This is a genomic window from Agromyces cerinus subsp. cerinus (assembly GCF_900142065.1).
In the GTDB taxonomy this organism is placed as follows: domain Bacteria; phylum Actinomycetota; class Actinomycetes; order Actinomycetales; family Microbacteriaceae; genus Agromyces; species Agromyces cerinus.
Genome location: NZ_FSRJ01000003.1, coordinates 85,542 through 108,430 on the forward strand (window position 1 = coordinate 85,542; position 22,889 = coordinate 108,430).

23 protein-coding genes are annotated in these 22,889 nt (G+C 70.7%); 6 read left to right on the forward strand and 17 right to left on the reverse strand.

From position 1 onward, the window contains the following. Positions 1 to 6: 6 nt before the first annotated feature. The 4 genes from BUR99_RS10840 to BUR99_RS10855 all read right to left on the reverse strand — a co-directional run bounded on the left by BUR99_RS10840 (position 7) and on the right by BUR99_RS10855 (position 4,858). Positions 7 to 1,452: a dihydrolipoamide acetyltransferase family protein gene (locus BUR99_RS10840; RefSeq protein ID WP_074260415.1), complete on the reverse strand. Its 1,446-nt coding sequence runs from the start codon at positions 1,450 to 1,452 to the stop codon at positions 7 to 9. Positions 1,453 to 1,519: 67 nt separating this feature from the next. Beyond that, a complete protein-coding gene (locus BUR99_RS10845) occupies positions 1,520 to 2,479 on the reverse strand; it encodes an alpha-ketoacid dehydrogenase subunit beta (protein ID WP_074260979.1) in 960 nt (319 codons plus the stop codon). A 95-nt stretch (positions 2,480 to 2,574) separates the two neighbouring features. After that, positions 2,575 to 3,717 (reverse strand): thiamine pyrophosphate-dependent dehydrogenase E1 component subunit alpha, encoded by a 1,143-nt coding sequence (locus BUR99_RS10850; protein ID WP_074260416.1) that lies wholly within the window; start codon positions 3,715 to 3,717, stop codon positions 2,575 to 2,577. Between the two features lie 16 nt (positions 3,718 to 3,733). Next, positions 3,734 to 4,858, reverse strand: coding sequence for a histidinol-phosphate transaminase (locus BUR99_RS10855; RefSeq protein WP_394327842.1), 1,125 nt, complete (start codon positions 4,856 to 4,858; stop codon positions 3,734 to 3,736). 50 nt (positions 4,859 to 4,908) lie between these two features. Here BUR99_RS10855 and BUR99_RS10860 point away from each other — a divergent pair, with 50 nt between their 5' ends. Continuing rightward, entirely contained in the window at positions 4,909 to 5,295 is a 387-nt protein-coding gene (locus BUR99_RS10860; RefSeq protein ID WP_074260418.1) for a phage holin family protein, read from the forward strand. Here the strand turns inward: BUR99_RS10860 and BUR99_RS10865 are convergent. The 3 genes from BUR99_RS10865 to BUR99_RS10875 form a co-directional block, all read right to left on the reverse strand. Beyond that, a complete protein-coding gene (locus tag BUR99_RS10865; RefSeq protein ID WP_074260419.1) occupies positions 5,258 to 6,790 on the reverse strand; it encodes a hypothetical protein in 1,533 nt (510 codons plus the stop codon). The genes BUR99_RS10860 and BUR99_RS10865 overlap by 38 nt on opposite strands. Further along, complete coding sequence (locus tag BUR99_RS10870) at positions 6,778 to 7,143, reverse strand: hypothetical protein (protein WP_143231600.1); 366 nt, start codon at positions 7,141 to 7,143, stop codon at positions 6,778 to 6,780. Before BUR99_RS10870 ends, BUR99_RS10865 begins: the two co-directional genes overlap by 13 nt. Before the next feature lie 97 nt (positions 7,144 to 7,240). Next, positions 7,241 to 8,140: an aminoglycoside phosphotransferase family protein gene (locus BUR99_RS10875; protein WP_074260421.1), complete on the reverse strand. Its 900-nt coding sequence runs from the start codon at positions 8,138 to 8,140 to the stop codon at positions 7,241 to 7,243. Between the two features lie 96 nt (positions 8,141 to 8,236). On the opposite strand from BUR99_RS10875, the gene BUR99_RS10880 reads away from it, so the two are divergent. Beyond that, positions 8,237 to 8,764, forward strand: a complete 528-nt coding sequence (locus tag BUR99_RS10880; RefSeq protein WP_074260422.1) for a low molecular weight protein-tyrosine-phosphatase — start codon at positions 8,237 to 8,239, stop codon at positions 8,762 to 8,764. After that, positions 8,761 to 10,143, forward strand: coding sequence for an adenylosuccinate lyase (purB, locus tag BUR99_RS10885; RefSeq protein ID WP_074260423.1), 1,383 nt, complete (start codon positions 8,761 to 8,763; stop codon positions 10,141 to 10,143). The genes BUR99_RS10880 and purB overlap by 4 nt, the downstream gene beginning before the upstream one ends. Positions 10,144 to 10,215: 72 nt before the next feature. Here purB and BUR99_RS20440 read toward each other — a convergent pair whose 3' ends face one another. Genes BUR99_RS20440 through BUR99_RS10900 form a run of 3 tightly spaced genes read right to left on the reverse strand, consistent with a single transcriptional unit; the run spans position 10,216 to position 12,166 of the window. Next, the gene (locus tag BUR99_RS20440) at positions 10,216 to 10,551 is read right to left on the reverse strand and encodes a hypothetical protein (RefSeq protein ID WP_074260424.1); all 336 of its coding nucleotides are present in this window, start codon (positions 10,549 to 10,551) and stop codon (positions 10,216 to 10,218) included. Continuing rightward, positions 10,548 to 11,135: an HdeD family acid-resistance protein gene (locus BUR99_RS10895; RefSeq protein ID WP_074260980.1), complete on the reverse strand. Its 588-nt coding sequence runs from the start codon at positions 11,133 to 11,135 to the stop codon at positions 10,548 to 10,550. Before BUR99_RS10895 ends, BUR99_RS20440 begins: the two co-directional genes overlap by 4 nt. Positions 11,136 to 11,173: 38 nt before the next feature. Then, positions 11,174 to 12,166, reverse strand: a complete 993-nt coding sequence (locus BUR99_RS10900) for a helix-turn-helix transcriptional regulator (protein WP_074260425.1) — start codon at positions 12,164 to 12,166, stop codon at positions 11,174 to 11,176. 103 nt (positions 12,167 to 12,269) lie between these two features. Here BUR99_RS10900 and BUR99_RS10905 point away from each other — a divergent pair, with 103 nt between their 5' ends. Then, complete coding sequence (locus BUR99_RS10905; protein WP_074260426.1) at positions 12,270 to 12,659, forward strand: VOC family protein; 390 nt, start codon at positions 12,270 to 12,272, stop codon at positions 12,657 to 12,659. Positions 12,660 to 12,704: 45 nt separating this feature from the next. Here BUR99_RS10905 and pntB read toward each other — a convergent pair whose 3' ends face one another. Continuing rightward, complete coding sequence (pntB, locus tag BUR99_RS10910; RefSeq protein WP_234980856.1) at positions 12,705 to 14,054, reverse strand: Re/Si-specific NAD(P)(+) transhydrogenase subunit beta; 1,350 nt, start codon at positions 14,052 to 14,054, stop codon at positions 12,705 to 12,707. A 106-nt stretch (positions 14,055 to 14,160) separates the two neighbouring features. Next, positions 14,161 to 15,741 (reverse strand): Re/Si-specific NAD(P)(+) transhydrogenase subunit alpha, encoded by a 1,581-nt coding sequence (locus tag BUR99_RS10915; RefSeq protein ID WP_074260982.1) that lies wholly within the window; start codon positions 15,739 to 15,741, stop codon positions 14,161 to 14,163. A gap of 307 nt (positions 15,742 to 16,048) precedes the next feature. Here BUR99_RS10915 and BUR99_RS10920 point away from each other — a divergent pair, with 307 nt between their 5' ends. Beyond that, positions 16,049 to 16,762: an IclR family transcriptional regulator gene (locus BUR99_RS10920; protein ID WP_074260427.1), complete on the forward strand. Its 714-nt coding sequence runs from the start codon at positions 16,049 to 16,051 to the stop codon at positions 16,760 to 16,762. 23 nt (positions 16,763 to 16,785) lie between these two features. On the opposite strand, the gene BUR99_RS10925 is transcribed toward BUR99_RS10920, so the two are convergent. Next, positions 16,786 to 18,693 carry an FAD-dependent monooxygenase gene (locus tag BUR99_RS10925; RefSeq protein WP_074260428.1) on the reverse strand — a complete coding sequence of 636 codons (1,908 nt, stop codon included), beginning with the start codon at positions 18,691 to 18,693 and terminating at the stop codon, positions 16,786 to 16,788. A 140-nt stretch (positions 18,694 to 18,833) separates the two neighbouring features. After that, complete coding sequence (locus tag BUR99_RS10930; RefSeq protein ID WP_074260429.1) at positions 18,834 to 19,757, reverse strand: methyltransferase family protein; 924 nt, start codon at positions 19,755 to 19,757, stop codon at positions 18,834 to 18,836. Positions 19,758 to 19,841: 84 nt separating this feature from the next. Here BUR99_RS10930 and BUR99_RS10935 point away from each other — a divergent pair, with 84 nt between their 5' ends. Then, positions 19,842 to 20,303, forward strand: coding sequence for a hypothetical protein (locus tag BUR99_RS10935; protein WP_074260430.1), 462 nt, complete (start codon positions 19,842 to 19,844; stop codon positions 20,301 to 20,303). On the opposite strand, the gene BUR99_RS10940 is transcribed toward BUR99_RS10935, so the two are convergent. The 3 genes from BUR99_RS10940 to BUR99_RS10950 all read right to left on the reverse strand — a co-directional run bounded on the left by BUR99_RS10940 (position 20,240) and on the right by BUR99_RS10950 (position 22,866). Then, complete coding sequence (locus BUR99_RS10940; RefSeq protein WP_074260431.1) at positions 20,240 to 20,938, reverse strand: DedA family protein; 699 nt, start codon at positions 20,936 to 20,938, stop codon at positions 20,240 to 20,242. The genes BUR99_RS10935 and BUR99_RS10940 overlap by 64 nt on opposite strands. 225 nt (positions 20,939 to 21,163) lie before the next feature. After that, positions 21,164 to 22,465 (reverse strand): DJ-1/PfpI family protein, encoded by a 1,302-nt coding sequence (locus BUR99_RS10945; protein ID WP_074260983.1) that lies wholly within the window; start codon positions 22,463 to 22,465, stop codon positions 21,164 to 21,166. Positions 22,466 to 22,470: 5 nt separating this feature from the next. Then, positions 22,471 to 22,866: a hypothetical protein gene (locus tag BUR99_RS10950; RefSeq protein ID WP_074260432.1), complete on the reverse strand. Its 396-nt coding sequence runs from the start codon at positions 22,864 to 22,866 to the stop codon at positions 22,471 to 22,473. Between the last annotated feature and the right edge of the window lie 23 nt (positions 22,867 to 22,889).

Sequence of the window (22,889 nt, forward strand, 5' to 3'; positions counted from 1 at the left end):
CGGCGACTACTCGAGCAGCAGCGCCGGCTCTTCGATGATCGACGCGACGTCGGCGAGGAATCGCGACGCCACGTCGCCGTCGACCACGCGGTGGTCGAACGAGGCGCCGATCGTCGTGACGAAGCGCGGACGCACCTCGCCGTCGACGACCCACGGCTTCTGCTTGATCGTGCCGAGCGCGACGATCGCGACCTCGCCCGGGTTCAGGATCGGGGTGCCGGTGTCCATGCCGAAGACGCCGATGTTCGTGATCGTGATCGTGCCGTTCTGCATCTCGGCGGGCTGCGTCTTGCCCTCGCGCGCCGTCAGCGTGAGCTGCTCGAGCGCCGTGGCGAGCTCGACCATCGTCATCGCCTGCGCCTCCTTGACGTTCGGCACGATGAGGCCCCGCGGCGTGGCCGCGGCGATGCCGAGGTTCACGTAGTTCTTGACCACGATCTCGGTGTCGGTCCACTGGGCGTTGACCGTGGGGTTGCGGCGTACGGCCCAGATCATCGCCTTGGCCATGATCAGCAGCGGCGAGATGCGCACGCCGGCGTAGTCGGGGGAGGCCTTCAGTCGCTTCAGGTACTCCATCGTGCGGCTCGCGTCGACGTCGACGAAGACGCTGACGTGCGGCGCCTGGAAGGCGCTCTGCACCATCGCGCTCGCGATCGCCTTGCGCACGCCCTTGACGGGGATGCGCTCTTCACGGGCTTCGGGCCGCTCCGGCGTCTGGATGTTGCGGAAGACGCTCGCCTGGCTCGCCTCGCGGATCACGTCGTCGCGCGTGATGTCGCCGATCGGGCCCGTGGGCGCGACGCGCGACAGGTCGACGCCGAGGTCTTTCGCGAGCTTGCGGATCGGCGGCTTCGCGATGACGGGAAGCCGCGGGGTCGGGCGCGACGGCGCAGCGGCGACAGCAGCGGATGCCACGGCGCCGGCCGCGCCCGCAGGCGCCGCGTTCGCCGGAGCGGGCGGGGGAGTGGGGGCGGCGAGACGCCCGTGCGCCCCGTCGGGTGTGGCGTGCCGGCGGCGACGCGTGGCCGCCGGACCGGAGCTGCCGTGCCCGACGAGCACGGCGCCGCTGGCCTCAGCGGCATCGGCTGCCGGTACGGTGCCGTAGATCGGCAGTGACTCCGCAGCCGGTTCAGCACTGCCGGCGGTCACACCGGAGTCGACCACCGGCGCCGCGGTCGGCGCGGCAGGGGAATCCGACGCGAGCCCCGCGGCATCCGTCTGGATGACCAGGATCGGCGTGCCGACGTCGACGGTGCTGCCTTCTTCGACGAGGAGTTCGGAGACGACGCCCTCGAACGCGCTCGGCAGCTCGACGAGCGACTTCGCGGTCTCGATCTCGACGAAGACCTGGTCGAGGCTGATGCGATCACCGGGCGCGACGCGCCACTGCACGATCTCGGCCTCGGTGAGGCCCTCGCCGACATCGGGGAGGGGGAATCGGATCTCGCTCATACTCTTTACCCTCGCAGTCGGTCTATGCCGTCATCGTCATGTCAGTGCCGCGCGTCGCCGCGCCGCGTCAGTACGCCAGTGCGCGGTCGACGGCTTCGAGCACCCGGTCGGGGCTCGGCAGGTACTCGGTCTCGAGTGCGGCCGGGGGGAAGGGCGTGTCGAAGCCCGACACGCGCAGCACCGGCGCCTCGAGCGAGTAGAACGCGCGCTCGGCGACGGTGGCGGCGATCTCGGAGCCGACGGAGACGTTGCCGTACGCCTCCTGGGCGACGACGAGCCGCCCCGTGCGGTGCACCGACTCGAGCAGGGGTCCGTAATCGATGGGGGAGAGCGAGCGGAGGTCGACGACCTCGATGCTGCGCCCCTCGGTGGCGGCGATGTCGGCCGCCTGCAGCAGCGTCGCGATCATCGCGCCGTGGCCGACGACGGTGACATCGGTGCCCTGGCGCATGACGCGGCTCGCGTGCAGCGGCAGGCCGGCGTGGTCGAGGTCGACCGGCCCCTTCGGCCAGTAGCGGCTCTTCGGCTCGAAGAACAGCACGGGGTCGTCGGAGCGGATCGCCTCCTGGATCATCCAGTAGGCGTCGTGGGGGTTCGACGGGCTCACCACGCGGAGGCCCGGGGTGTGCGCGAAGTACGCCTCGGGGCTCTCTTGGTGGTGCTCGATCGAGCCGATGTGGCCGCCGTACGGCACCCGGATCACGACCGGCATCGAGAGGGTGCCGTCGTGTCGCACCGTCTGGCGTGCGAGCTGGGTCGTGATCTGGTCGAACGCGGGGAAGATGAAGCCGTCGAACTGGATCTCGATGACCGGGCGGTAGCCGCGCATCGCGAGTCCGATCGCGGTGCCGACGATGGCCGACTCCGCGAGTGGGGTGTCGAGGATGCGCCGCTCGCCGAACTCGGCCGTCAGCCCCTCGGTCACGCGGAAGACGCCGCCGAGCGGACCGATGTCCTCGCCCATGAGCAGCACCTTCTCGTCGGCGCGGAGCGCCTCGCGGAGGCCGGCGTTGATGGCCTTGGCCATCGAGAGCGTCTGCACGCCGCGTACGGGAGCCTCGCCGGTCGAGGGCGTGTCGCTCGCGACATCCGTCACGTGGTTCTCCTCTTCGGTGCGGGCGCTCATGCCGCGCCCCCTTCCGGGTTCTCGAACGAGGTCTCGAAGTTCTCGAGCCACGCGGCCTGCTCGACCATGAGGGGGTGCGGCTCGCTGTAGACGTGCTCGAAGATCGCCTCGCGCGTCGGTGCCTGCAGTTCGAGGGCGCGGCGGCGCAGGTCAGCGGCGATGTCGTTCGCCTCGGCCTCGACGTCGGCGAAGAACGAGGCGGATGCCCCGCGGCCCTCGAGCCACGTGCGGTAGCGCGTGATCGGGTCGCGCGCCTCCCAGTAGGCCACCTCGTCGTCGGTGCGGTACTTCGTGGGGTCGTCGGCGGTGGTGTGGGCGCCCATGCGGTACGTCACGGCCTCGATGAGGCTGGGGCCGTCGCCGGCGCGCGCCTCTTCGAGCGACTGCCGGGTGACCGCGTAGCTCGCGAGCACGTCGTTGCCGTCGACTCGGATGCCGGGCATGCCGAAGCCGCCGCCGCGGAGCGACAACGGGCTCCGCGACTGCCGTGCGACCGGCACCGAGATCGCCCACTGGTTGTTCTGGATGAAGAACACCTGCGGAGTCTGGTAGCTCGACGCGAAGACGAGCGCCTCGTTGGCGTCACCCTGCGAGGTGGAGCCGTCGCCGTAGTACACGAGCACCGCGGCATCCGTCTCGGGGTCGCCCGTCGCGGTCGCGCCGTCGAACTGGAGGCCCATGGCGTAGCCCGTGGCATGCAGCGTCTGCGACGCGAGCACGAGCGTGTAGAGGTGGAAGTTGCCGTTCTCCTCGGGGTTCCAGCCGCCGAGCGTCGCGCCGCGCAGCAGGGCCAGGACGCGCACGAGGTCGAGCCCGCGGATCATGCCGACGATGTGCTCGCGGTACGACGGGAACAGGTGGTCCTGCGGGCGCGCGGCGTGCGCAGAGCCCACCTGGGCGGCCTCCTGCCCGTGGCTCGGCACCCAGAGGGCGAGCTGGCCCTGCCGTTGCAGGTTCGCGCCGGCGACGTCGATGCGGCGCGAGACCGCCATGTCGCGGTAGAAGCGCTGCAGCTCGGCGTCGTGCAACGCCTCGACGAGCGGGAGATAGGCCTCGGCCTCGGGGGAGGGACGAAGTTCGCCCTCATGGGTCAGGAGCTGGACCGTCGGCGCGGTGAACTCTCTTTCGCGGGCTGCCACCGTTCCACGCTACCCGCTACTGCGGGTGCCCTTCTTGTGAGCCCGGTACAAGCTCACCCAGAATCGTGAGGAGGATGTCCACAGATTCCTCTTCACCGATCGAGATGCGGATGCCGTCGGGGGCGAACGCCCGGGTCACGATTCCGGCGTCGAAGAGACGCTCCGCCACGGCGGTCGTCGCCTCGCCGGCGGGGAGCCAGACGAAGTTGCTGCGCGCGACCGGCACCGGCCAGCCCTGCGCCACGAGGGTCGCGTGTACGCGATCGCGTCGATCGGCGATCGCCCCGACCCGCTCGAGCAGCTCGGCCTCGGCGGCGGGCTCGAGCGAGGCGATGGCAGCGGATGCCGCAGCAGCCGTGACCCCGAGGGGGATCGCCGTGGCGCGGGCGGCGTCGAGCAGTTCGACGGGACCGATGGCGTAGCCCACCCGGAGGCCGGCGAGGCCGTAGGCCTTCGAGAAGGTGCGGAGCATGACGAGGTTCGGGTAGCGGCCGATGAGCGTCGCCCCGTCGACGGCGTCGTCGGCGCTGCCGTCGCCGCGCACGAACTCCGCGTACGCCTCGTCGAGCAGCACGAGGCGGTCGGCGGGGACCTTCGCCATGAACGCCTCGAACTCGGCGGCGGTCACGACGACGCCCGTGGGGTTGTTCGGCGAGCAGACGATGACGACCCGGGTGCGGTCGGTGATCGCCGCCGCCATCGCGTCGAGGTCGTGGCCGTGGTCGGCGCGGTTCGGCACCATCACGCTCGTGGCGCCTGCCACCGTGACGAGGCCGGGGTAGGCCTCGAACGAGCGCCAGGAGTAGACGACCTCGTCGCCGGGTGCGGCGGCCGCGAGGATGAACTGCGCGAGGAGCGCGACCGACCCTGCGCCGATCAGCACCTCGTCGGCCGTGACGCCGAAGCGCTCGGCGAGCCGCTCGCGAAGGGCGAGCGCCGTGGCATCCGGGTACCGGTTGATGTCGTGCGCCGCGCTTGCGACGACCTCGACGACCGAGGGCAGCGGCCCGAACGGGTTCTCGTTGCTCGACAGCTTGAAGCCGTCGGCGGGCGCGGGGCGCCCCTGTCGGTACGGCGGAAGGGCGGCGATCTCGGGGCGCAGGCGTACGCGCGCCCCCGTGGGCTCCGGTGCGGTCACGATTTCCACCGTACTCCTTCGCTCCCGACTGGCCCGTCTGACAGAGTGGACGCATGCGGTTCATCGTCAAGGTCATCGTCATCGCGCTCGCCCTCTGGCTCACGACACTCATCGTGTCGGGCGTCAGCGTCGTGCCCTACGAGGACACCCAGCTCGCGACGGTGCTCACCTACCTGCTCGTCGCGCTCATCTTCGGCCTCGTGAACGCCATCATCGGCAACTTCATCAGGATCGTCGCGTTCCCGCTCTACGTGCTGACCCTCGGGCTCATCTCCTTCATCGTCAACGGCCTCCTGCTGCTGCTCGTGGACTGGATCAGCGACCTCATGGGCTTCGGCCTCGTTGTCGAGAGCTTCTGGTGGGGCGTTCTGGGCGCACTGGTGCTCGGTCTCATCAGCTGGCTCATCGGCTTGGTGCTCCGCCCGGTGTCGAAGGGCTGAGCTCCCGCGTCGCGATCCACCGGCTCATCTCACCCGGCCCGCCGCCGGTGAAGTCGACGAGCTGCTCGCGGAACGCCACGAGTCGCTCCTCCTCGGAGCCGTCGACGAGCGCTGCCGTCTCGCGATAGCGGAACAGCTCGTGGGCCGGAACCGCGGCGTCGTACTCGGCACCCGCTTCGAGCACGCTTCGCGAAACGGTGAGGCGGTCGGGCGACGGATGCCCCCAGCCACCGGTCGCGGGAACCAGATCCTCCTCGTGCTCGATCGAGAGCAGCGGCCTGCCGTCGGGGAGGACGGCCGAGGCGACGGGGCCGCCGACGCTCACGGCCGCGACAACGTTGAGTTCGGGGTCTGCTGCGAGGCCCGCGGCCGCGGCGCCGCCTCCCGAGTACCCGATCGGCACGATCGGATCGCCCGGCTTCGCCCCGGCGTCGGCGAGCGCCAGGCGGGCCGCGCGGTCGACCGCCGCCGAGTCGGCGCCGGCGAGGCGCAGCGCGTCGATGGCCGAATCGTCGGCGATGCCGTGCACGTTGCTCGTCATGTCGTTCGTCTCGGCGCCGGCCGTGGTGGTGAAGTCGACCGTGCCGCCGATGTAGACGACCCAGCGCGGGTCGGTCGCATCGCCATAGCGTTCCACCCGGATCTGCGCGTCGGCGTCGGACAACGGAATGCGCTCGATGAGATCGGCGACACCGGTGGGGGCGGCGACCGGGGCATCGAGGGGAGGCCCGTCGGTGCGGGCTGCCGGGCCGCCCGCACGCTGATGCACCGGCGCAGGCGGCGCCGCACGCCCGTCGGGCGGCTGACGTCGCACGCTCACCTGACCGTCGACGAGCACCCTGCTGCCGAAGACAGCACCGACCAACCCGGCGGCACCGAGGAGCAGCGACGCGGACTCGGGCGCGCGGATCTCGTGGCCCGCACCGACGGTGACCCCCGGGGGCACGAGCAGCGCGCCGCCGGCGACCTCGTCGACCGAATCGACCGCGGTCGCGACGAACGAGACGAACTCGGGGCTCTGGAGCACGTCGTCGAGATCGTCTCCACGCGCGAACGCGATCGCGGCAGCGCCCGCGGCGATCGCCTGCACCGTCACGAGCGGAAGCACGTGCAGCGAGAAGCCCAGAGCCCACGCCGCGACCTGGCCGCCGAGTCGCGCGTAGTGGTCGATCGACGCCTCAGCGGCACCGTATCGTTCGCCGGCTTCGACGAGCGCGGCGCGCAGTTGCCTCGCACGCTCGTTCGCCGTCTCCACCGCTCTCCCGCCCGACCTCAGGTCGGCCGCCGCTCGGCCGAGCCCTCCTGCGGAGATCGAACTCTGCATGGGGGAGTCCACGACGGGCGCGAGCGCCTCCAGCCGCCCGGTCAGCTCGCCGAACGTCGCCCCCCATCCGGCGAGCACGGCATCGATGGATCCGAGCCGCGCCGCCTCCTCGAAGAGTTCGGCGGTGGCGACGGCCGTCGAGCCGCCCCCGGAGATGATCAGCTCACCCATGCGCCCCGCCCCGCTCCGTGCCAGTCGTCGGTGCGCATGCCCGCCGCACGTGCCGCCGCGGCATCCTGCACGGCCTCGAGTTCGCGGATCGTCGCCTCGATCACCGGGGCGGCGGCGTCGAGACACGACTGCGCTCTGGTCACCTCGGTGCCGAGCTCGGCAAGCCTGGTGGCGTAGGCCTCGGATGCCTCGGAACGCCAGGACGTGCACCGGGCCGCGGGCAGGCTCGGAGCGGCATCCGCGATGACGCTCGCGAGCTCGCGCACGGCGTACAGCACCGACCGGGCCTCCATGAGCTGCTGCTCGAGGGCGAGCCTGCCGAGGGCGAGCGACGCCTGATCCAAACCGTCCATTCGTCGATCCTCGCGGCGGCGGTGCGACGATCCTCGGGCCCATACGAGATCGTTGAGCGGCGAGCGAAGGCTCCAGCTGTGGAGGGGGAGTGTCGCCTCAGTCGGCGAGCACCGCGTCGAGCGCGTGCACGCCGACCCGGCCGAGCCGCCCGGAGGCGCCGATCGCGTCGATGATCGCGCTGCCGAGCACGAGCGCCCAGCCGCGGGCGCGGTCCCACATCGCGGCGTCCGTCGCGCGAAGCCGGTCTATCTCGGCGCGGAAGACCGCGCGCGCCGGGGCATCGAAGGTGAGCCAGGCCGTGGCGAGATCGCCGGCAGGGTCGCCGGCGCAGACATCGCCGAAGTCGATGACCGCTGCCAGATCGCCGGATGCCGCGAGCACGAGGTTCGCGGGATGCAGGTCTCCGTGCAGCCAGGTCGGCGGGCCTGACCATTCCGCCGCGGCGAGTCCACGGTTCCAGACGGCGCGGAGCGCCTCGATTTTTTCGGGTTCCGACGCGAGTCCGCGCTCGAACCTCCCCTGCACGACCTCGTCGCGCTCGGCGAGCGGCACACCGCGATAGGGGTTGGTCGGGGCGTCCGCGGGCGCGGAGACCGCGAGCTCCGCGACGAACCCCGCCAGTGACGTGGCGGCGGCGGCTCGTGCCGAGGGAGCCACGTCGGCCGCACTCACCCCGTCGAACCAGGGCAGGATGCTCCACGGGAAGCCGAACCCGAGTTCGGGGTCCGGGCGGCCGATCCGCACGGGCGCCGGCACCGGCACCGTGACGCGCGAGGCGATCTCGGGCAGCCAGCGCTGCTCGTGCAGCACGAGACCGGCGGCGATCGTGCGCCGCGGCAACCGCACCAGGTGGTGCTCGCCGAGGCGGAACATCGCGTTGTCCCATCCGTTCGCGACCAGTTCGATCGGCCCGGCGAGATCGGGGTGCTGCGCCGCCACGAGCTGGCCGGCCAGTCGTGCATCGACGAGGATGTCAGGCTCGGGGGCATCCGTCATCGGCTCACCCCCGTCTGCTCGCCTCGCTCGACCGCCCAGCGTACCGCCCCCGAACTGGTGCTGTGCGATCGCCCGAAGTCGTCCACAATGGAACCCATGACGCGAGCGGATTCCGCGGGGGACGACGCGCCGCCGTTCAGAGTGTCGTTCGTGTGCACGGGAAACATCTGTCGCTCTCCGATGGCGGAGGTGGTGCTGCGCGCACACGCCGATCGCGCCGGGCTCGGCGACCGGCTGTCGATCGAGTCCGCGGCGACGGGCGACTGGCACGTCGGCGAACCCGCCGACCGGCGCACGGTCGATGCCCTCGAACGCGCCGGGTACGACGGGAGCGGTCATCGGGCGCGCCAGTTCGAGGCGACCGACTTCCCGCGGCTCGACCTCGTGGTGGCCTTCGACCGCGGGCAGGCGCGCATCCTGCGCAACTGGGCGCCGGGCGCGGCCGAGCAGGAGAAGGTGCGGATGCTGCTCGAGTTCGGGCCCGATTCGGCCGAGCTGCAGGACGTTCCCGACCCCTACTACTCCGACGAACCGATGTTCGATCGAGTCCTTGAGATGATTGAACGGTCGACGTCGGCGCTATTCCGGCAACTCGCACCAGCACTCAGACAAGGAATCCGATGACTTCGCTGCCTCCCCAGCCGCTCAGCCCCCTCGACGGACGGTACCGATTGGCGGTCGGCGAGCTCGGCGAGCACCTCTCAGAGGCCGGTCTCAACCGGGCGCGCGTGCACGTCGAGGTCGAGTGGCTGATCGCCCAGACCGACCGCGGCTTCTTCGGCTCGTCGCCGCTGACCGACCACCAGAAGGCGAGCCTGCGCCAGGTCGTCGCCGACTTCGGCCAGCCCGACATCGACGAGCTCGCAGGCCTCGAGGCCACCACCCGGCACGACGTCAAGGCCGTGGAGTACTACGTGCGCCGCCGCCTCTCCGACCTCGGCCTCGACGCGATCGCCGAGCTCACGCACTTCGCCTGCACGAGCGAGGACATCAACAACCTCTCCTACGCGATCACGGTGCGCGACGCCGTGCGCGACGTCTGGCTGCCGAAGTACCGCGCCGTGATCGAGACGATCGAGGCGCTCGCCCGCGAGCACCGGGACGCCTCGATGCTCTCGCGCACCCACGGCCAGCCGGCCACGCCGTCGACCATGGGCAAGGAGCTCGCGGTCTTCGCGTACCGCCTGCGCCGCATCGAGCGCCAGGTCGAGGCGACCGAGTACCTCGGCAAGTTCTCGGGCGCGACCGGCACCTTCTCGGCGCACGTCGTCGCCGCCCCGGATGTCTCGTGGCCCGAGGTCTCTCGCGAGTTCGTCGAGTCGCTCGGCCTCACCTGGAACCCGCTCACCACGCAGATCGAGTCGCACGACTGGCAGGCCGAGCTCTACGGCAAGGTCTCGCACGCCAACCGCGTACTGCACAACCTCGCGACCGACATCTGGACCTACATCTCGCTCGGCATCTTCCGCCAGATCCCCGCGCCCGGCGCGACCGGCTCGTCGACGATGCCGCACAAGGTCAACCCGATCCGCTTCGAGAACGCCGAGGCGAACCTCGAGCTCTCGAGCGCCCTGCTCGACTCGCTCGCCGCGACCCTCGTCACCTCGCGCATGCAGCGCGACCTCACAGACTCGAGCGCCCAGCGCAACATCGGCGTCGGCTTCGGGCACTCGATGCTCGCCCTCGACAACATCCAGCGCGGCCTCGGCGAGATCGACCTCGACCTCACGGTGCTCGCCGCCGACCTCAACGGCAACTGGGAGGTGCTCGGCGAGGCGATCCAGACGGTCATCCGCGCCGAGGTCGTCGCCGGCCGGTCGACCATCGCCGACCCCTACGCGATGCTCAAGGAGCTCACCCGCGGCAAGCGGGTCGGCGCCGCCGAGCTCGCGGAGTTCGTGAACGGCCTCGAGATCGGCGATGCCGCGAAGCAGCGCCTGCTCGCCCTCACGCCGCAGTCGTACACCGGCATCGCCTCGGAGCTCGTCGACCGCCTGAGCTGACGTCGCGCCGCGGCATCCGCCCCAGGGCAGGATGCCGCGGTCGGTGCGTGGTGCCGCGGTCGCCGACTCGCGTCAGCGACCGGGGGTGCCGGGCTCGGCCGGGCCGTCGGTCTCGTCGGGCTTCGACGCATCCGGCGCGGTCGGCGCATCGGGCGCGGACGCGGCACCGCCGTCGATCTCGGCCGTCTCCTCGGCGTTGGGCTTGATCGCCATCGAGAGCAGCGCGAGCGTCATGAGCACGGCGATGAAGGCGATGCCGGCGACGATCAGGGCGAGGGTGAGGTCGCGGGCGGTGACGAGCACCACGACGCCCGTGAAGACGGCGGCGATCGCGGCGCCGCCGACGTACTCGATGGGGCGGAGCATGTCGCGCCGGCTCGGCTTGTAGTCACCGGGGGTGTTGGTCACGAGGTCTGCTCCGTTCCGGGGGCGTCGGGCGCGCCATCCGCTGGGCTGGTGGCCCACTTCAGCGAGAACCCGCCGATCACGAGGTAGACGCCGAGGATGACGAGGTAGCCGCCGAGCAGGCCGACCGCGGTGACGGCGTCGAGCGGGATGACGAGGAACACGAGCGCGAGGATCGCGGTGAAGGCGCCGGCGGCGATCCAGTCGCGCGCGGCCGGAGTGCGGCCGCGGGCGCGGAGGCCGGCGAAGAGTTCGAGGATGCCGGTGATGGCAGCCCAGACGCTCACGAGGTAGAGCAGGAACGCCAGCCCGCCGGGCACGGTGAGGGCCAGCAGGCCGGCGGCGACGGTCACCACGGCGGCGATCACGAAGAACGAGCGGATGCCGCGCTCCGCCGTGAACCGCAGTGACAGCGCACCCGTGATGAGGCCCGACACGACGGCCCAGAGGCCGAAGACGAGGAGGCCGAACTCGGGGGAGTGGTTCTGCGAGAAGGTGATGACGGCGGCGGGCACGAGTGCCAGGATGCCGCGGACGACCGGGACGACCCAGTACCGGGCACGCTCGGGAGCGGCGGCGATGGCCACGACGACCTCTTTCACATCGGTTGGGGTACCGATCCATCCTACGTTGGCGGCGCGGGCGCCGAGTCCGGGGCCGGTGCCGCATCACCGACGGGTGCGTTCCGGGCGACGAGGGCGGCGCCGAGCCGGCGCAGCTCGCGCCGGAGCGACTCGGGCTCGACGACCTCGAGGAACTCGGCCCACCCGGCGAGGCCGCGAGCGATGATGGCCTCGGTCGGGGCGGTCACGACGACGCGCGAGCGGCCTGGATCGAGGTGCGCCTCAGCGACGGCTCGCTGGCCGAACTGCGTGTGCAGCAGCGCCACGACGCCCGAGTCGACGATGACCGTCGCGGTCGCGGCGGCACGCTGCTGTTCGACTGCGGCGGTGACGCGCTCCCAGACCTCGACGAGGTCGAGGTCGTCGGGGCGGTCCGCCGGTTCGTCGGTGGGCACGGCGTCGAGCATCCGATCGACGCGGTAGGTGCGCTCGGCGCCGTCGACTCCGCCGAGCAGGTACCAGTGCTCCTGCTTCTGCACGAGTCCCCACGGGTCGACAATGCGATCGGCGGGCTCTCGGTTCCACGCGGCGTATCGGATGCGGAGACGCACGCGCTCGACGATCGCGGCTTCGAGCACGGGCAGCAGCTCGGGTCGCTCGCGAGCCGGCCTGCCCCACTCGCCGGGATCGATGACGACGGCCTCGGCCGCCGCCTCAGCGTCGGTGCGGAAGGTCTCGGGCAGCGCGCGCACGAGCTTGCGCAGCGCCGCCTTCGCCTCGGGGGCGACGGATGCCGCGGGTCCCACGAGCAGGAACAGTGCCCGTGCTTCACTCGACGACAGGCCGCTGAGATCGGTGCGGGCTCCGCCGAGGAGCTGCCATCCGCCGCCGCGGCCGGCCTGCGGGTAGACGGGGATGCCCGCGGCGGACAGGGCCTCGAGGTCGCGCCGCGCGGTTGCGACCGAGACCTCGAGCTCGTCGGCGAGCTGCGCGGCGGTCACCCGCCCCCGAGCCTGCAGGGTGAGGAGCACTGCCACGAGACGGTCTGCGCGCATGACTTCATTCTTGCGAACAAAGTAGTCAAGAGGTGAGCACTTCTGCGTTCGAGACTGGTATCAGCAGTTCGAAACCGGATGTCACACCGAGAGGAAACCACCCATGCTCAGGGGATTCTCCACCGTCAGCTACTACGCCGCCGACCTCGAGGCGGCCACCGCCTGGTACGCCGAGGTGCTCGGCGTCGAGCCCTATTTCCACCGGCCGGGCTACGTCGAGTTCCGTGTCGGCGACTTCCAGCACGAACTCGGCATCATCGACGCCCGGTACCGCCCGACGTCGTCCGAGATGCCCGCGGGAGAGATCGTCTACTGGGCCGTCGATGATGTCGCGGCCGCGTTCGACCGTCTCCTCGCGCTCGGCGCGACGAGCTATCAGCCTCTGATGGAGCGGGGCCCTGGCTTCACGACCGCGTCGGTCGTCGATCCGTTCGGCAACATCCTCGGCGTGATGTTCAACCAGCACTATCTCGACGTGCTCGCCGGGCGGTGAACCGGCGCCGTCGGGCGGTGAGCGCCGGCTCACCGCCCGACCCGGTCACAACGCCCGCAGGATGTCCTCCACCCGAGCCTTCGCGTCGCCGAAGAGCATCTGGGCGTTGTCGCGATGGAAGAGCGGGTTCGCCACCCCGGCGTAGCCGGCCGACATCGAGCGCTTGAACACGATGACGTTCGACGCCTCCCACACCCGCAGCACCGGCATGCCGGCGATGGGGCTGCCCGGGTCTTCGGCGGCCGACGGGTTCACCGTGTCGTTCGCCCCGATCACGAGCACGACCGACGTCTTCGCGAAGTCGTCGTTGATCTCGTCCATCTCCTCGACGATGTCGTAGGGCACTTTCGCCTCCGCGAGCAGCACGTTCATGTGCCCCGGCAGTCGGCCGGCGACGGGGTGGATGCCGAAGCGCACGTCGACGCCCCGCTCGCGCAGACGGCTCGTGAGCTCGGCCACGGGGTACTGCGCCTGTGCCACGGCCATGCCGTAGCCCGGCGTGATGATGACCGACCCGGCGTCGCGCAGCAGCTCCGCGGCATCCGCTGCCGTGACCTCGCGGATCTCGCCCGCCTCCTCGCCGTCGCTCGACGACGTCGGCGCGGCGATGCCGAAGCCGCCGGCGATCACCGAGATGAACGAGCGGTTCATCGCCTTGCACATGATGTACGAGAGGTAGGCACCCGAGGAGCCCACGAGCGCACCGGTGACGATGAGCAGGTCGTTGTTGAGCAGGAAGCCCGCCGCGGCCGCCGCCCAGCCCGAGTAGCTGTTGAGCATCGAGATGACGACCGGCATGTCGCCGCCGCCGATGGAGGCGACGAGGTGCCAACCGAGCGCGAGCGCGAGGGCCGTCACCACGACGAGGAGCCACAGCTCGGGGGTGATGACGTACCAGACCGTGAGCGCGACGAAGGCGACGAGCGCCCCGAGGTTCAGCACGTTCTTGCCGGGCAGCATGAGCGGCGCCGACGACATGCGGGCCGAGAGCTTCAGGAACGCCACGATCGAACCGGTGAAGGTGACACCGCCGATGAAGACGCCGATGAAGACCTCGGCGTGGTGGATGTCGAGGAGTGCCCCGCTCATACCGGTGACCTCGAGGGCGCCGTTCCAGCCGACGAGCACGGCGGCGAGGCCGACGAAGCTGTGCAGCAGGGCGATGAGCTCGGGCATGCCGGTCATCGCGACGACGCGCGCCCGCCAGAGGCCGATCGCTCCGCCGACGAGCACGGCCACGACGAGCAGGATGAGGCCGGTCGTCGCCTGCGGCGAACCCCAGGCGTCGGCGAAGGTCGCGTACACGGTGGCGACGAGCGCGATGGTCATGCCGGCGATGCCATAACCGACACCGGCTTTGGCGGTGTCATGCCGACTGAGCCCCGCGAGGCTCATGATGAACAGCAGCGCCGCGACGATGTAGGCGGCTCCGGCGATCGATGCCGGGGTCAGCAGTGTCGTGGCCTCTGCGGTGTTCACGAGATCTGCAGCGGTCACGAGATCAGCCACTTTCGGCTCCAGTCTTGGCGTTGTCGGCGGCTCCGCGCGCGAACATCGCGAGCATGCGTCGGGTCACGGCGAAACCGCCGAAGATGTTGATGCTGGCCAGCAGCACGGCGACGGTCGCGATGACCTGCACGACGAGCACCTCGCTCGTGATCTGCACCATCGCGCCGACGATGATGATGCCCGAGATCGCGTTCGTCACGCTCATGAGCGGCGTGTGCAGCGCGTGCGCCACCTTGCCGATCACGTAGAAGCCGACGACGACCGCGAGCACCAGCACCGTGAAGTGCTGCGGCAACGGGGGCGGCGCGATCGCGTTCACCAGGAAGAGCGCCGCGATGCCGATCGCGACGAGCACGACCCTCTTCACGGGCGACATCGGCCGCTTGGGCTCCGGTGCGGCTGCGGCATCCGTCGCACCCGAAGCGGATGCCGCGGCCGCCGGTGCCGCTGAAACCTGCACAGGGGGTGGCGGCCAGGTGACGGCGCCGTCTCGCGCGACGGTGACCGATCGCTGCACGACGTCGTCGAAGTCGAGCACGAGCTCGCCGTCCTTCGCCGGGGTCAGGAGCTTCACGAGGTTCACGACGTTGGTGCCGTAGAGCTGCGAGGCCTGCGTCGGCAGGCGGGACGCGAGGTCGGTGTAGCCGAGGATCACGACGCCGTTCGGCGTGACGATGCGCTCGCCCGCGACGGAGCCCTCGACGTTGCCGCCCATGCCCGCCGCCATGTCGACGATGACACTGCCCGACTTCATGCTCGCGACGTCTGCGGCGGTGATGAGTCGCGGCGCTGCCCGGCCGGGGATGAGTGCCGTCGTGATGATGATGTCGACATCGGCCGCCTGCTCGGAGTAGATCTCGGCTGCCCGCCGGTCGTAGTCCTCGCTCGTGGCCTTGGCGTAGCCGTCGGTCGACTGCTCGACCTCGACCTCGACCTTCAGGTACTCGCCGCCGATCGACTTGACCTGGTCGGCGACCTCTGGCCTCGGGTCGGTGGCCCGCACGATCGCGCCGAGGCTCGATGCCGCGCCGATCGCGGCGAGGCCGGCGACACCGGCACCGGCGACGAGCACCTTGGCGGGCGGTACCTTGCCGGCCGCGGTGACCTGGCCCGTGAAGAACCGGCCGAACTCGTGCGCCGCCTCCACGACGGCGCGGTAGCCGGCGATGTTCGCCATCGAGCTGAGCACGTCCATCGACTGGGCGCGCGAGATGCGCGGCACGGCGTCCATCGCGAGTGCCGTGACGCCGCGGGTCGCAAGCGCCTCGAGCAGCTCGGGCTTGAAGGCCGGCGCCAGCAGCGCGATGAGCGTGGCACCCGGCGTCAGCTGTGCGATCTCGGCCTCGCTCGGGGCGTTGACCTTCAACACGAGGTCGCTCGCGAACGCGGCGGTGCCGTCGACGAGCTCGGCGCCCGCCGCGACGTAGGCGTCGTCGGGGAAGGCCGACCGCGCGCCGGCCCCCGCCTCGACGACGACGTCGTAGCCGAGGGCGATCAACTGCTTCACGGTCGCCGGCGTGGCGGCGACGCGGGTCTCGGGTCTCTGTTCGGTGACGACACCGATGCGCGTCATGCGGTACTCCTCATTCGTCTTCTCCATCGAAGCGGTGCTCGTCGTGCATCTTCACCATCGAAGTCGCGCACCTCGTTCGTTTCTCCATCGAAGCGCTCGGCTTCACCATCGAAGCGGCAAGCTCGGTGGCTTGCGCTCGCTCAGCGTAGAACGCGAGCGGCGATGATCGGGAGGAATTCGCCGGAATCGGAGGTGAAGGAACCGCGGTTCTTTCGCCCAGCGGAAAAGTCCCCGTCCGATGATCGATCGAGGCGTTCTAGTATCGGACGAGCACCGTGATGTCGAGCGGCGGCAGGAAGGCAGGGCGATGGTCACCGACGACGCCACCCGGGCCGGGTCGCAGACGCTGAGCCGTGGCATCCGGATTCTCGAGGTCCTGGCCGATGCCGACCGCGCCCTCTCGATCGACGAGGTCGCCGCGGCGCTCGGCGTGCACCGCTCGGTCGCGTACCGGCTCGTGCGCACCCTCGAGCACCATGGCCTCGTCACGCGCGACGCCGCCGGGCGCCTCGCACTCGGCACCGGGCTCGCGGCCCTCGCCTCGGGCGTCGCGCGCGACCTGCAGCACCTCGCGCTGCCCGAGCTCAACGCGGTCGCGAACGAACTCGGCATGACCTGCCTGCTCGCGGTGCTCGCCGACGCCGAGGAGGCCGTCACCCTCGTGAGCGCCTCGCCCCGCCAGTCCGTCGCGGTGGTGTCGTACCGCCCGGGCCACCGGCATCCGATCACGCGCGGCGGACCCGGCAAGGCGATCCTGCTGAGCCTGCCCGAGAGCGCCTGGCCCGCCGAGGTGCCGAGCGGCCTGCGCGACGAGATCGCCGAGAGCCGTCGCCGCGGCTACGCTCTCAGCCACGACGAGGTCGTGCCGTCGCTCGCGTCGGTCGCGGTGCCCCTCGTGCTGCCGGGGCAGCCCCCGGCGTCGATCGCGGTGATCCACGTCTCGTTCTCGCAGCCCGAGGCCGAGATCGCCGAACGTCTGCGACTCGCGGCCGAGGCGGTCACGCGCGCGTACGGCGCCTGACCGCTCCGCCGCTCACGTCGGTCTCATCTCGCGAGCATCTGCCCCGCGAAGAACTCGCCGAGTTCGGCGGTCGCCGACAGCGGCAGCACCTGCGCGACGTATCCGTCGGGTCGCACCACGACGACCGCGCCGTCGCGCGAGATGCCGCGCTCCTCGAAGATGTCGGTCGGGCACCAGAAACTCGGTGCGGCGGCGAAGACCTTCTCCCAGTCCATCAGGCCGAGCGGCCCGGTCTTCGGACGGAACAGCTCGGGGGCGCGGGTGATGTCGATCACCTCATGCGGCTGCTGATAGATCACCTTGACGTCGAACACGGCGTCGACGTCGGCACCCGCCGGGGTGAATCGAGCGAGCGGCGCGTCGGGCGACGACATCCATTCGGCCCACTCGTTCAGAGCGGATGCCTCGCCCGCACCGGGTGCGTCGGCGAAGGCGTACACACGCCAGCGGCCGTCGGCCTTCGCGTGGTGCCCGAGGTGCACGACGTTACCGTCGCAGACGAACGACACCTGCGACGACTTGAAGCGCTTGCCGATCGGGAACCCGGTCGCGAGCTCCTGGTGCTCGGCGTCGCCCGTGATCATCGACGGCCCGTACTGCGTCATGAAGCCCGACGGGAACTCGGCGGTGCCGAGGTAGAAGGTCGCGAGCTCCTGCGGGTCGGAGATCTCCTCGGGCTTGCGCGCCATGAGCGACGACCACTCGCGGTCGAAGTCGATGAGCTGCTGGGCGACGGGCTGCCGCTCGGCCGAGTAGGTCGAGAGCAGCGACTCGGGCGCGAGCCCCGACACCACCGAGCCGAGCTTCCAGCCGAGGTTGAAGCCGTCCTGCATCGACACGTTCATGCCCTGACCGGCTTTCGCGCTGTGCGTGTGGCACGCGTCACCGGTGAGGAACACGCGGGGCGAGGCATCCGCCGCATCGCTCGAACGGTCGTCGAAGTGGTCGGTGACCCGGTGCCCGACCTCGTACACGCTGAACCAGGCGACGTCGCGCACGTCGAGCGTGTACGGATGCAGGATGTCGTTGGCCTTCGCGATGATCGCCTCGATGGGGGTCTTCCGCACCTCGTGGTTGTCGTCTTGAGCAACCTCGCCGAGGTCGATGTACATGCGGCTGAGGTACCCGCCTTCGCGGGGGATGTGCAGGATGTTGCCCGCGACCGAGTTGATCGCGCACTTGGTGCGCCAGTCCGGGAAGTCGGTGTTGACCACCACGTCCATCACGCCCCACGCATGGGCCGAGATGCCACCGAGGTGCTTGCGCCCGATGGCCTCGCGCACGCCGCTGCGGGCGCCGTCGCACCCGGCGACGTACTTGGCGCGCACGGTGCGCTCTTCGCCGGCGCGCTCGCCCGCGACGTAGCGCAGCCGCACCTCGACGGGGTAGTCGCCCGCCTCTGGCGTGCCGGCCTCGTGCACGGTGAGCCCCGTGAACTCGACGCCGTAGTCGGGTGCGATGCGCCCGGGGCCGTGGGCGGCGGCTTCGGCGAAGTAGTCGAGCACGCGCGCCTGGTTCACGATCAGGTGCGGGAACTCGCTGATCTTGTAGCCGTAGTCTTCGGTGCGCGACGTGCGGATGATGTTCTGCGGAGCCTCGGGATCGGGCCCCCAGAAGTTCATGTAGCCGATGTTGTAGGCCTCGGCGGTGATGCGCTCGGCGAAGCCGAACAGCTGGAAGGTCTCGACGCTGCGCGGCTGGATGCCGTCGGCCTGGCCGAGCACGAGGCGGCCGTCGCGACGCTCGACGATGCGCGTGACGACGCCGGGGTACTGCGAGAGCTGCGCCGCGAGCAGCATGCCGGCTGGGCCCGATCCGACGATCAGCACGTCGATCTCGTCGGGCAGCTCCGCGGGGCGATCGATGCCGACGCCTGCCGCGGGCTGCACTCGCGGGTCACCGGACACGTAGCCGGAGTGGTGGAACTGCACAGCTTCTCCTCACTGCTCTGTGGGCACGTCTCGGTGGACCGTGGGCCGGCACCTCTCGTGTTCGATAATAGAATGCGTCATTCTCATATCGCGCACTCATCATAAGCCTGCGGTCGAGGGCGGGCAAACCCCCGCTCAGCTCACCCGGCGTCGGCCGTGCTCGACGCGGGAACAGCCGTGATCCGCGGCCACCAGCAGCGCACGGCCGCGCGATAGCCCCGGAACTCGTCCCCGAACCGAGCCTCGAGGTCGGATTCCTCATGCGGCCGCACCGCGAAGTTCCACACGAGCGATCCGAGGACCGCGTAGACGACGACCAGCCAGGAGGAGAGAATGAGCCCGACCGCCACGCCCTGCACGATCCCCGAGAGCGCCATCGGATTGCGCACGTATCGGTACGGGCCGGCGATGACGAGACGATTCGGCATCGCCGCAGGCAGCGGCGTGCCGTCGCCCCTCGTCGACATCGCTGCGGCCGACCAGATTCCCAGCGCGCTCGCGAGCAGCAGCACCACGAGCCCGGCGATCCGGATGAATGCGGGGAACCCGACGGCGAGACCCCATCGTTGCTCGAGGAGGTCGATGACGAGCGGGCCGACCACGAGGAACAGTCCCCAGAACACGACGATCTGGGCTGCGGTGCGAGCCGCGTGCACCGCGACGCCGCCCCGGGCATCGGCCGGCGCGAAGGCGAAGGGGCCGACGAGGATCCACTCGGTCGGCACCCGCCCGAGGATCAGGAGACACAGGGCGAAGACGGAGGCGCCTGCCGCTGCGGCCATGAAGAGCACGCCCCACCCTGCTTCGGACGTGAGGGTCGCGTAGCCGGCCAGGGCGACCGTGACGGCCATCGTCCATCCGGTGGCCAGAACGGCGGCGAACCGAAGCCCGAACGCGGCCGCCGCCGAGGCGCCGACGAACAGCGGCACGTCGAGGACCGCGACCATGACGGGGTCGAGTCCGCCGAGGGTGGCCTCGCGCACAGCGGGCGACAGGAACACCGCGACCCACCACACTGCGCCGGCGATCGCCTGCACGGCGAAGTACCTCCGACCCCAACGCATGGCCAAACGGTAACACCGTCGGTGCGGGCCGGGAGCACGCCGGAATCGCCCGGGCGCGTCTGCGGCCGAGGCTAGGCTTCGAGCGTGACTCCGCCGAACGAACGACCGAAGATCGTGATCACCCGCGTCGACACGGCCCCGGATGATCTCGCGGCGCAGCTGCCCGTTCATGCCGAGCTGGTGCGGATCCTGCCCGGCTCCGATCGACCCGACTACGCCCTCGCCATCGCGAAGAAGCCGATCCACTTCCGCACCACGCTGACCGCACTCGAGCAGGCCGGCGTCGACCCGAGCGCGGCCGACCCGCAGATGATCCGCGTGCACGACGACGGCACGGCCGACCTCGTCGTCTTCGGACTGGTGCTGTGCGCCCGTGTGGCCGGCGAGACGATCCACCTCGCCATGGAGGACTTCCCGGTGAACATCGCCTACATCATCGACAACACGCAACTGGGCGACGCTTCGGTGGACTTCGCCAAGAGCTACTTCGCCGCGATCGGCTTCGTCAGCATGGAGGCATCCGGCTCGCCCGTCTCACCCGCGTAGCGCGGAGACACCGGCGAGGGGCTCTCGGCAGCGACATCCGCTCTGCGTCGGCGGGCCGCGGCGACGCGGTCGATCACGAATCCGATCACGAGGGCGAAGGCCACCCCGAGCACCGCACTGAGGAGCGGTTTGCCCTCGAGCCACTGTCCGGCCAGGATTCCGATGCACGCGCTGTAGACGGCCCAGGTCACCCCGGCCACGGCGCTGATGGGCAGGAAGCGGCGCCAGGGATAGCGCAGGGCCCCGGCCGACATGTTGACGACCACGCGGCCGACCGGGATGTAGCGAGCGCCGAAGATGACCGGCGTGCCCCGGTGCACGAACGCTCGCTGCGCTCGAACGAATGCCGCCGAGACCCGCGGACCTCGCATCCAGTGGAACCGCGTCGTGCCGACCGCACCGCCGATCGCGTACGCGATGTTGTCGCCGATCGTCGCGCCGACCGCGGCGACGAGGCACAGCAGCAGCACCGTGGCGGGGTCGCCGGCAGACGCGGCGACCGCAGCGGCGGCCACGAGCACCATCTCACTCGGGATGGGCGGGAAGAAGCCGTCGATGACCGCCGTCGAGAACATGACGAGGAGGAGCCACGGCGAGGCCGTGGCCTGCAGGATGAAGTCGTTGAGAACGTCCACCTCTCGACGCTACGAACGCCATCCTCGTCGGCGCGTCCCTCGGCGGTATCGCCCGTGTAGTACTTCGGAGTGATCTCGACGGGTCACGCGGTACCCGCGTCGTACGGTGCCCCGATACTCAGCCGAGCGGGATCTCGGTCAGTGGCGACCCCGTGTCGCGCATGCCCGGTTCGAGCGGCAGTGCGTCGACCACGCGGCGCAACCGGTCGGAGAGCTCGCTCGCCATCAGTTCCTCCTCCGTGCATTCTTGCGGGCGCGCAGGAGCGCGAACGCTCCGAGCGCGACGAGCACGCCGACCAGGGCGAGCGCGAGCGGCCGCAACGTCTCCGCCCACGGCCACGCCTCACCCTCGAGCGCCAGGCCGTCGATCGGATACTCGAGCACCTTCGCCGTCCACTCGGCGGTGGCCACGTCGGTCGTTCGCGCGAGGTCCTGCAGCACGGCGTCGAAGGCGAAGCCCGCCCGGTGATGGGGGTACTGCACCGGTTCCATCCCGGGCACGGCATCGTGCTCCGTCGTGCCGGGAACGACGAGTCGATCGAGACCGACCCCCGAATCCGCACGCGGCACGAAGGTGAGCCCGTGGCGGGATCGCACGGGCCCATCGCCCACGGCGACCGTGCCCACTGCGAGCGACTGCCCGTAGGTGTCGAAGACCGAGGCGAGTTCGATCTCGCCGACGCCGTCGGTGAGTTGGACCCCGATCCGCGGGCGATCCCAGCCGAACGCGGTGTTGAACGCGACCACGGCATCGGATGTCGCGAGCTCCGCCTGCTCCATGGGCGCCGCGCCGTCGGGGTCGAAGTGCGGCCACTCGATCGCGCGGGCCGCGTCAGCCGCGGCATCCGCACCGATGAGTCGATCGACGACGTGGAGGGTGCCATCGATGCCCGACAGGATGCCTGCGGTGCTGACGACCTCGCCGTCGTCGACGTACCGCGTGCCGCGCTCCCAGTCGACGGCCGGATACGTGCCTTCCCAGTCGTCGAGGCGCAGCCAGTGCGCGGTGGCCCGGTGGCCGTCGAGCAGCCCCGCCGAGGCGACCACGGCGGCACCGTTGCAGATGCTGAGGAGCAGCGCACCGCCGTTCGCCTGGGCCTCGAGCCAGTCGGTGACGGGCCTCGTGGTCGGCCGGCCGACATCCGGCATGGCGGGCACCACCACGAGGTCTGCAGCCCCGCCCATCTCGTCGAGTTCGGCGAAGGTGAGGTCGGGCACGAGGTCGAGCCCGCCGGTCAGCGGTACCGGGTGCGTCTCGGATGCCACGGTGTACACGTTGAACGCCCCGGTCGTCGCGAGGATCTCGTATGGGGCGAGCGTGTCGGACACGACCGCGCCGTTGTCACCGACGACGACGACCGCCGTGGGCTTGGCCGGGTCGTGTTCGACCGGTGCGGGTGACTGGGAGGCGCCGTCGGTTCGCGGCTCGTTCAGGGCGAGGGCGTCGAAGACGGCCGGCGCGCCGAGCGCTGCGGGAAGCGCCACTGCAGCGAGCACGAGCACGACGGCTCGGAGGAAGGTGCGCATCGAGCTCACCACCCGTACTCGTGCCGGCGGCGCAGCATCGCGATCACCATGGCCGGCAGCATCAGCACGTGGGCGGCGGTCATGAACGCCATGGCCGACAGGGCGCCCGCCCAGTGGAAGGGCAGCAGCACCAGGAACGGCAGGTACATGGCGGCGACCATCTCGCCGATGGCCGGCAGGCCATGGCCGCGGATCCGCATCCACACGGCCATGCCGATCGACATGTCGGTGGCCATCACCAACGCCTCCGCGGTCGTGTTCTCGTCGAGCCCCGGCCACGCCCAGTGCCACACGGGGCCCAGCACCATCATGCCCAGCACCATGGCGATCACCATCTCGACGCCGTGCAGCGCGAACCGCCCCACTGACGGTCGGTACAGCGTCGTCTCTTCGTGGTCCATTTCGACTCCTCTTCGGGATTCCA

Bases quoted from the DNA above. Each gene is read 5' to 3' on its own strand.
- pntB (WP_234980856.1), bottom strand. From the start codon at position 14,054: ATGAGCCTCGCGGGGCTCAGTCGGCATGACACCGCCAAAGCCGGTGTC.
- BUR99_RS10920 (WP_074260427.1), top strand. From the start codon at position 16,049: ATGGTCACCGACGACGCCACCCGGGCCGGGTCGCAGACGCTGAGCCGT.
- BUR99_RS10905 (WP_074260426.1), top strand. From the start codon at position 12,270: ATGCTCAGGGGATTCTCCACCGTCAGCTACTACGCCGCCGACCTCGAG.
- BUR99_RS10900 (WP_074260425.1), bottom strand. From the start codon at position 12,166: ATGCGCGCAGACCGTCTCGTGGCAGTGCTCCTCACCCTGCAGGCTCGG.
- BUR99_RS10950 (WP_074260432.1), bottom strand. From the start codon at position 22,866: ATGGACCACGAAGAGACGACGCTGTACCGACCGTCAGTGGGGCGGTTC.
- BUR99_RS10930 (WP_074260429.1), bottom strand. From the start codon at position 19,757: ATGCGTTGGGGTCGGAGGTACTTCGCCGTGCAGGCGATCGCCGGCGCA.
- BUR99_RS10840 (WP_074260415.1), bottom strand. From the start codon at position 1,452: ATGAGCGAGATCCGATTCCCCCTCCCCGATGTCGGCGAGGGCCTCACC.
- BUR99_RS10860 (WP_074260418.1), top strand. From the start codon at position 4,909: ATGCGGTTCATCGTCAAGGTCATCGTCATCGCGCTCGCCCTCTGGCTC.
- BUR99_RS10865 (WP_074260419.1), bottom strand. From the start codon at position 6,790: ATGGGTGAGCTGATCATCTCCGGGGGCGGCTCGACGGCCGTCGCCACC.
- BUR99_RS10945 (WP_074260983.1), bottom strand. From the start codon at position 22,465: ATGCGCACCTTCCTCCGAGCCGTCGTGCTCGTGCTCGCTGCAGTGGCG.
- BUR99_RS10880 (WP_074260422.1), top strand. From the start codon at position 8,237: ATGACGCGAGCGGATTCCGCGGGGGACGACGCGCCGCCGTTCAGAGTG.
- purB (WP_074260423.1), top strand. From the start codon at position 8,761: ATGACTTCGCTGCCTCCCCAGCCGCTCAGCCCCCTCGACGGACGGTAC.
- BUR99_RS10875 (WP_074260421.1), bottom strand. From the start codon at position 8,140: ATGACGGATGCCCCCGAGCCTGACATCCTCGTCGATGCACGACTGGCC.
- BUR99_RS10870 (WP_143231600.1), bottom strand. From the start codon at position 7,143: ATGGACGGTTTGGATCAGGCGTCGCTCGCCCTCGGCAGGCTCGCCCTC.
- BUR99_RS10845 (WP_074260979.1), bottom strand. From the start codon at position 2,479: ATGGCCAAGGCCATCAACGCCGGCCTCCGCGAGGCGCTCCGCGCCGAC.
- BUR99_RS10915 (WP_074260982.1), bottom strand. From the start codon at position 15,741: ATGACGCGCATCGGTGTCGTCACCGAACAGAGACCCGAGACCCGCGTC.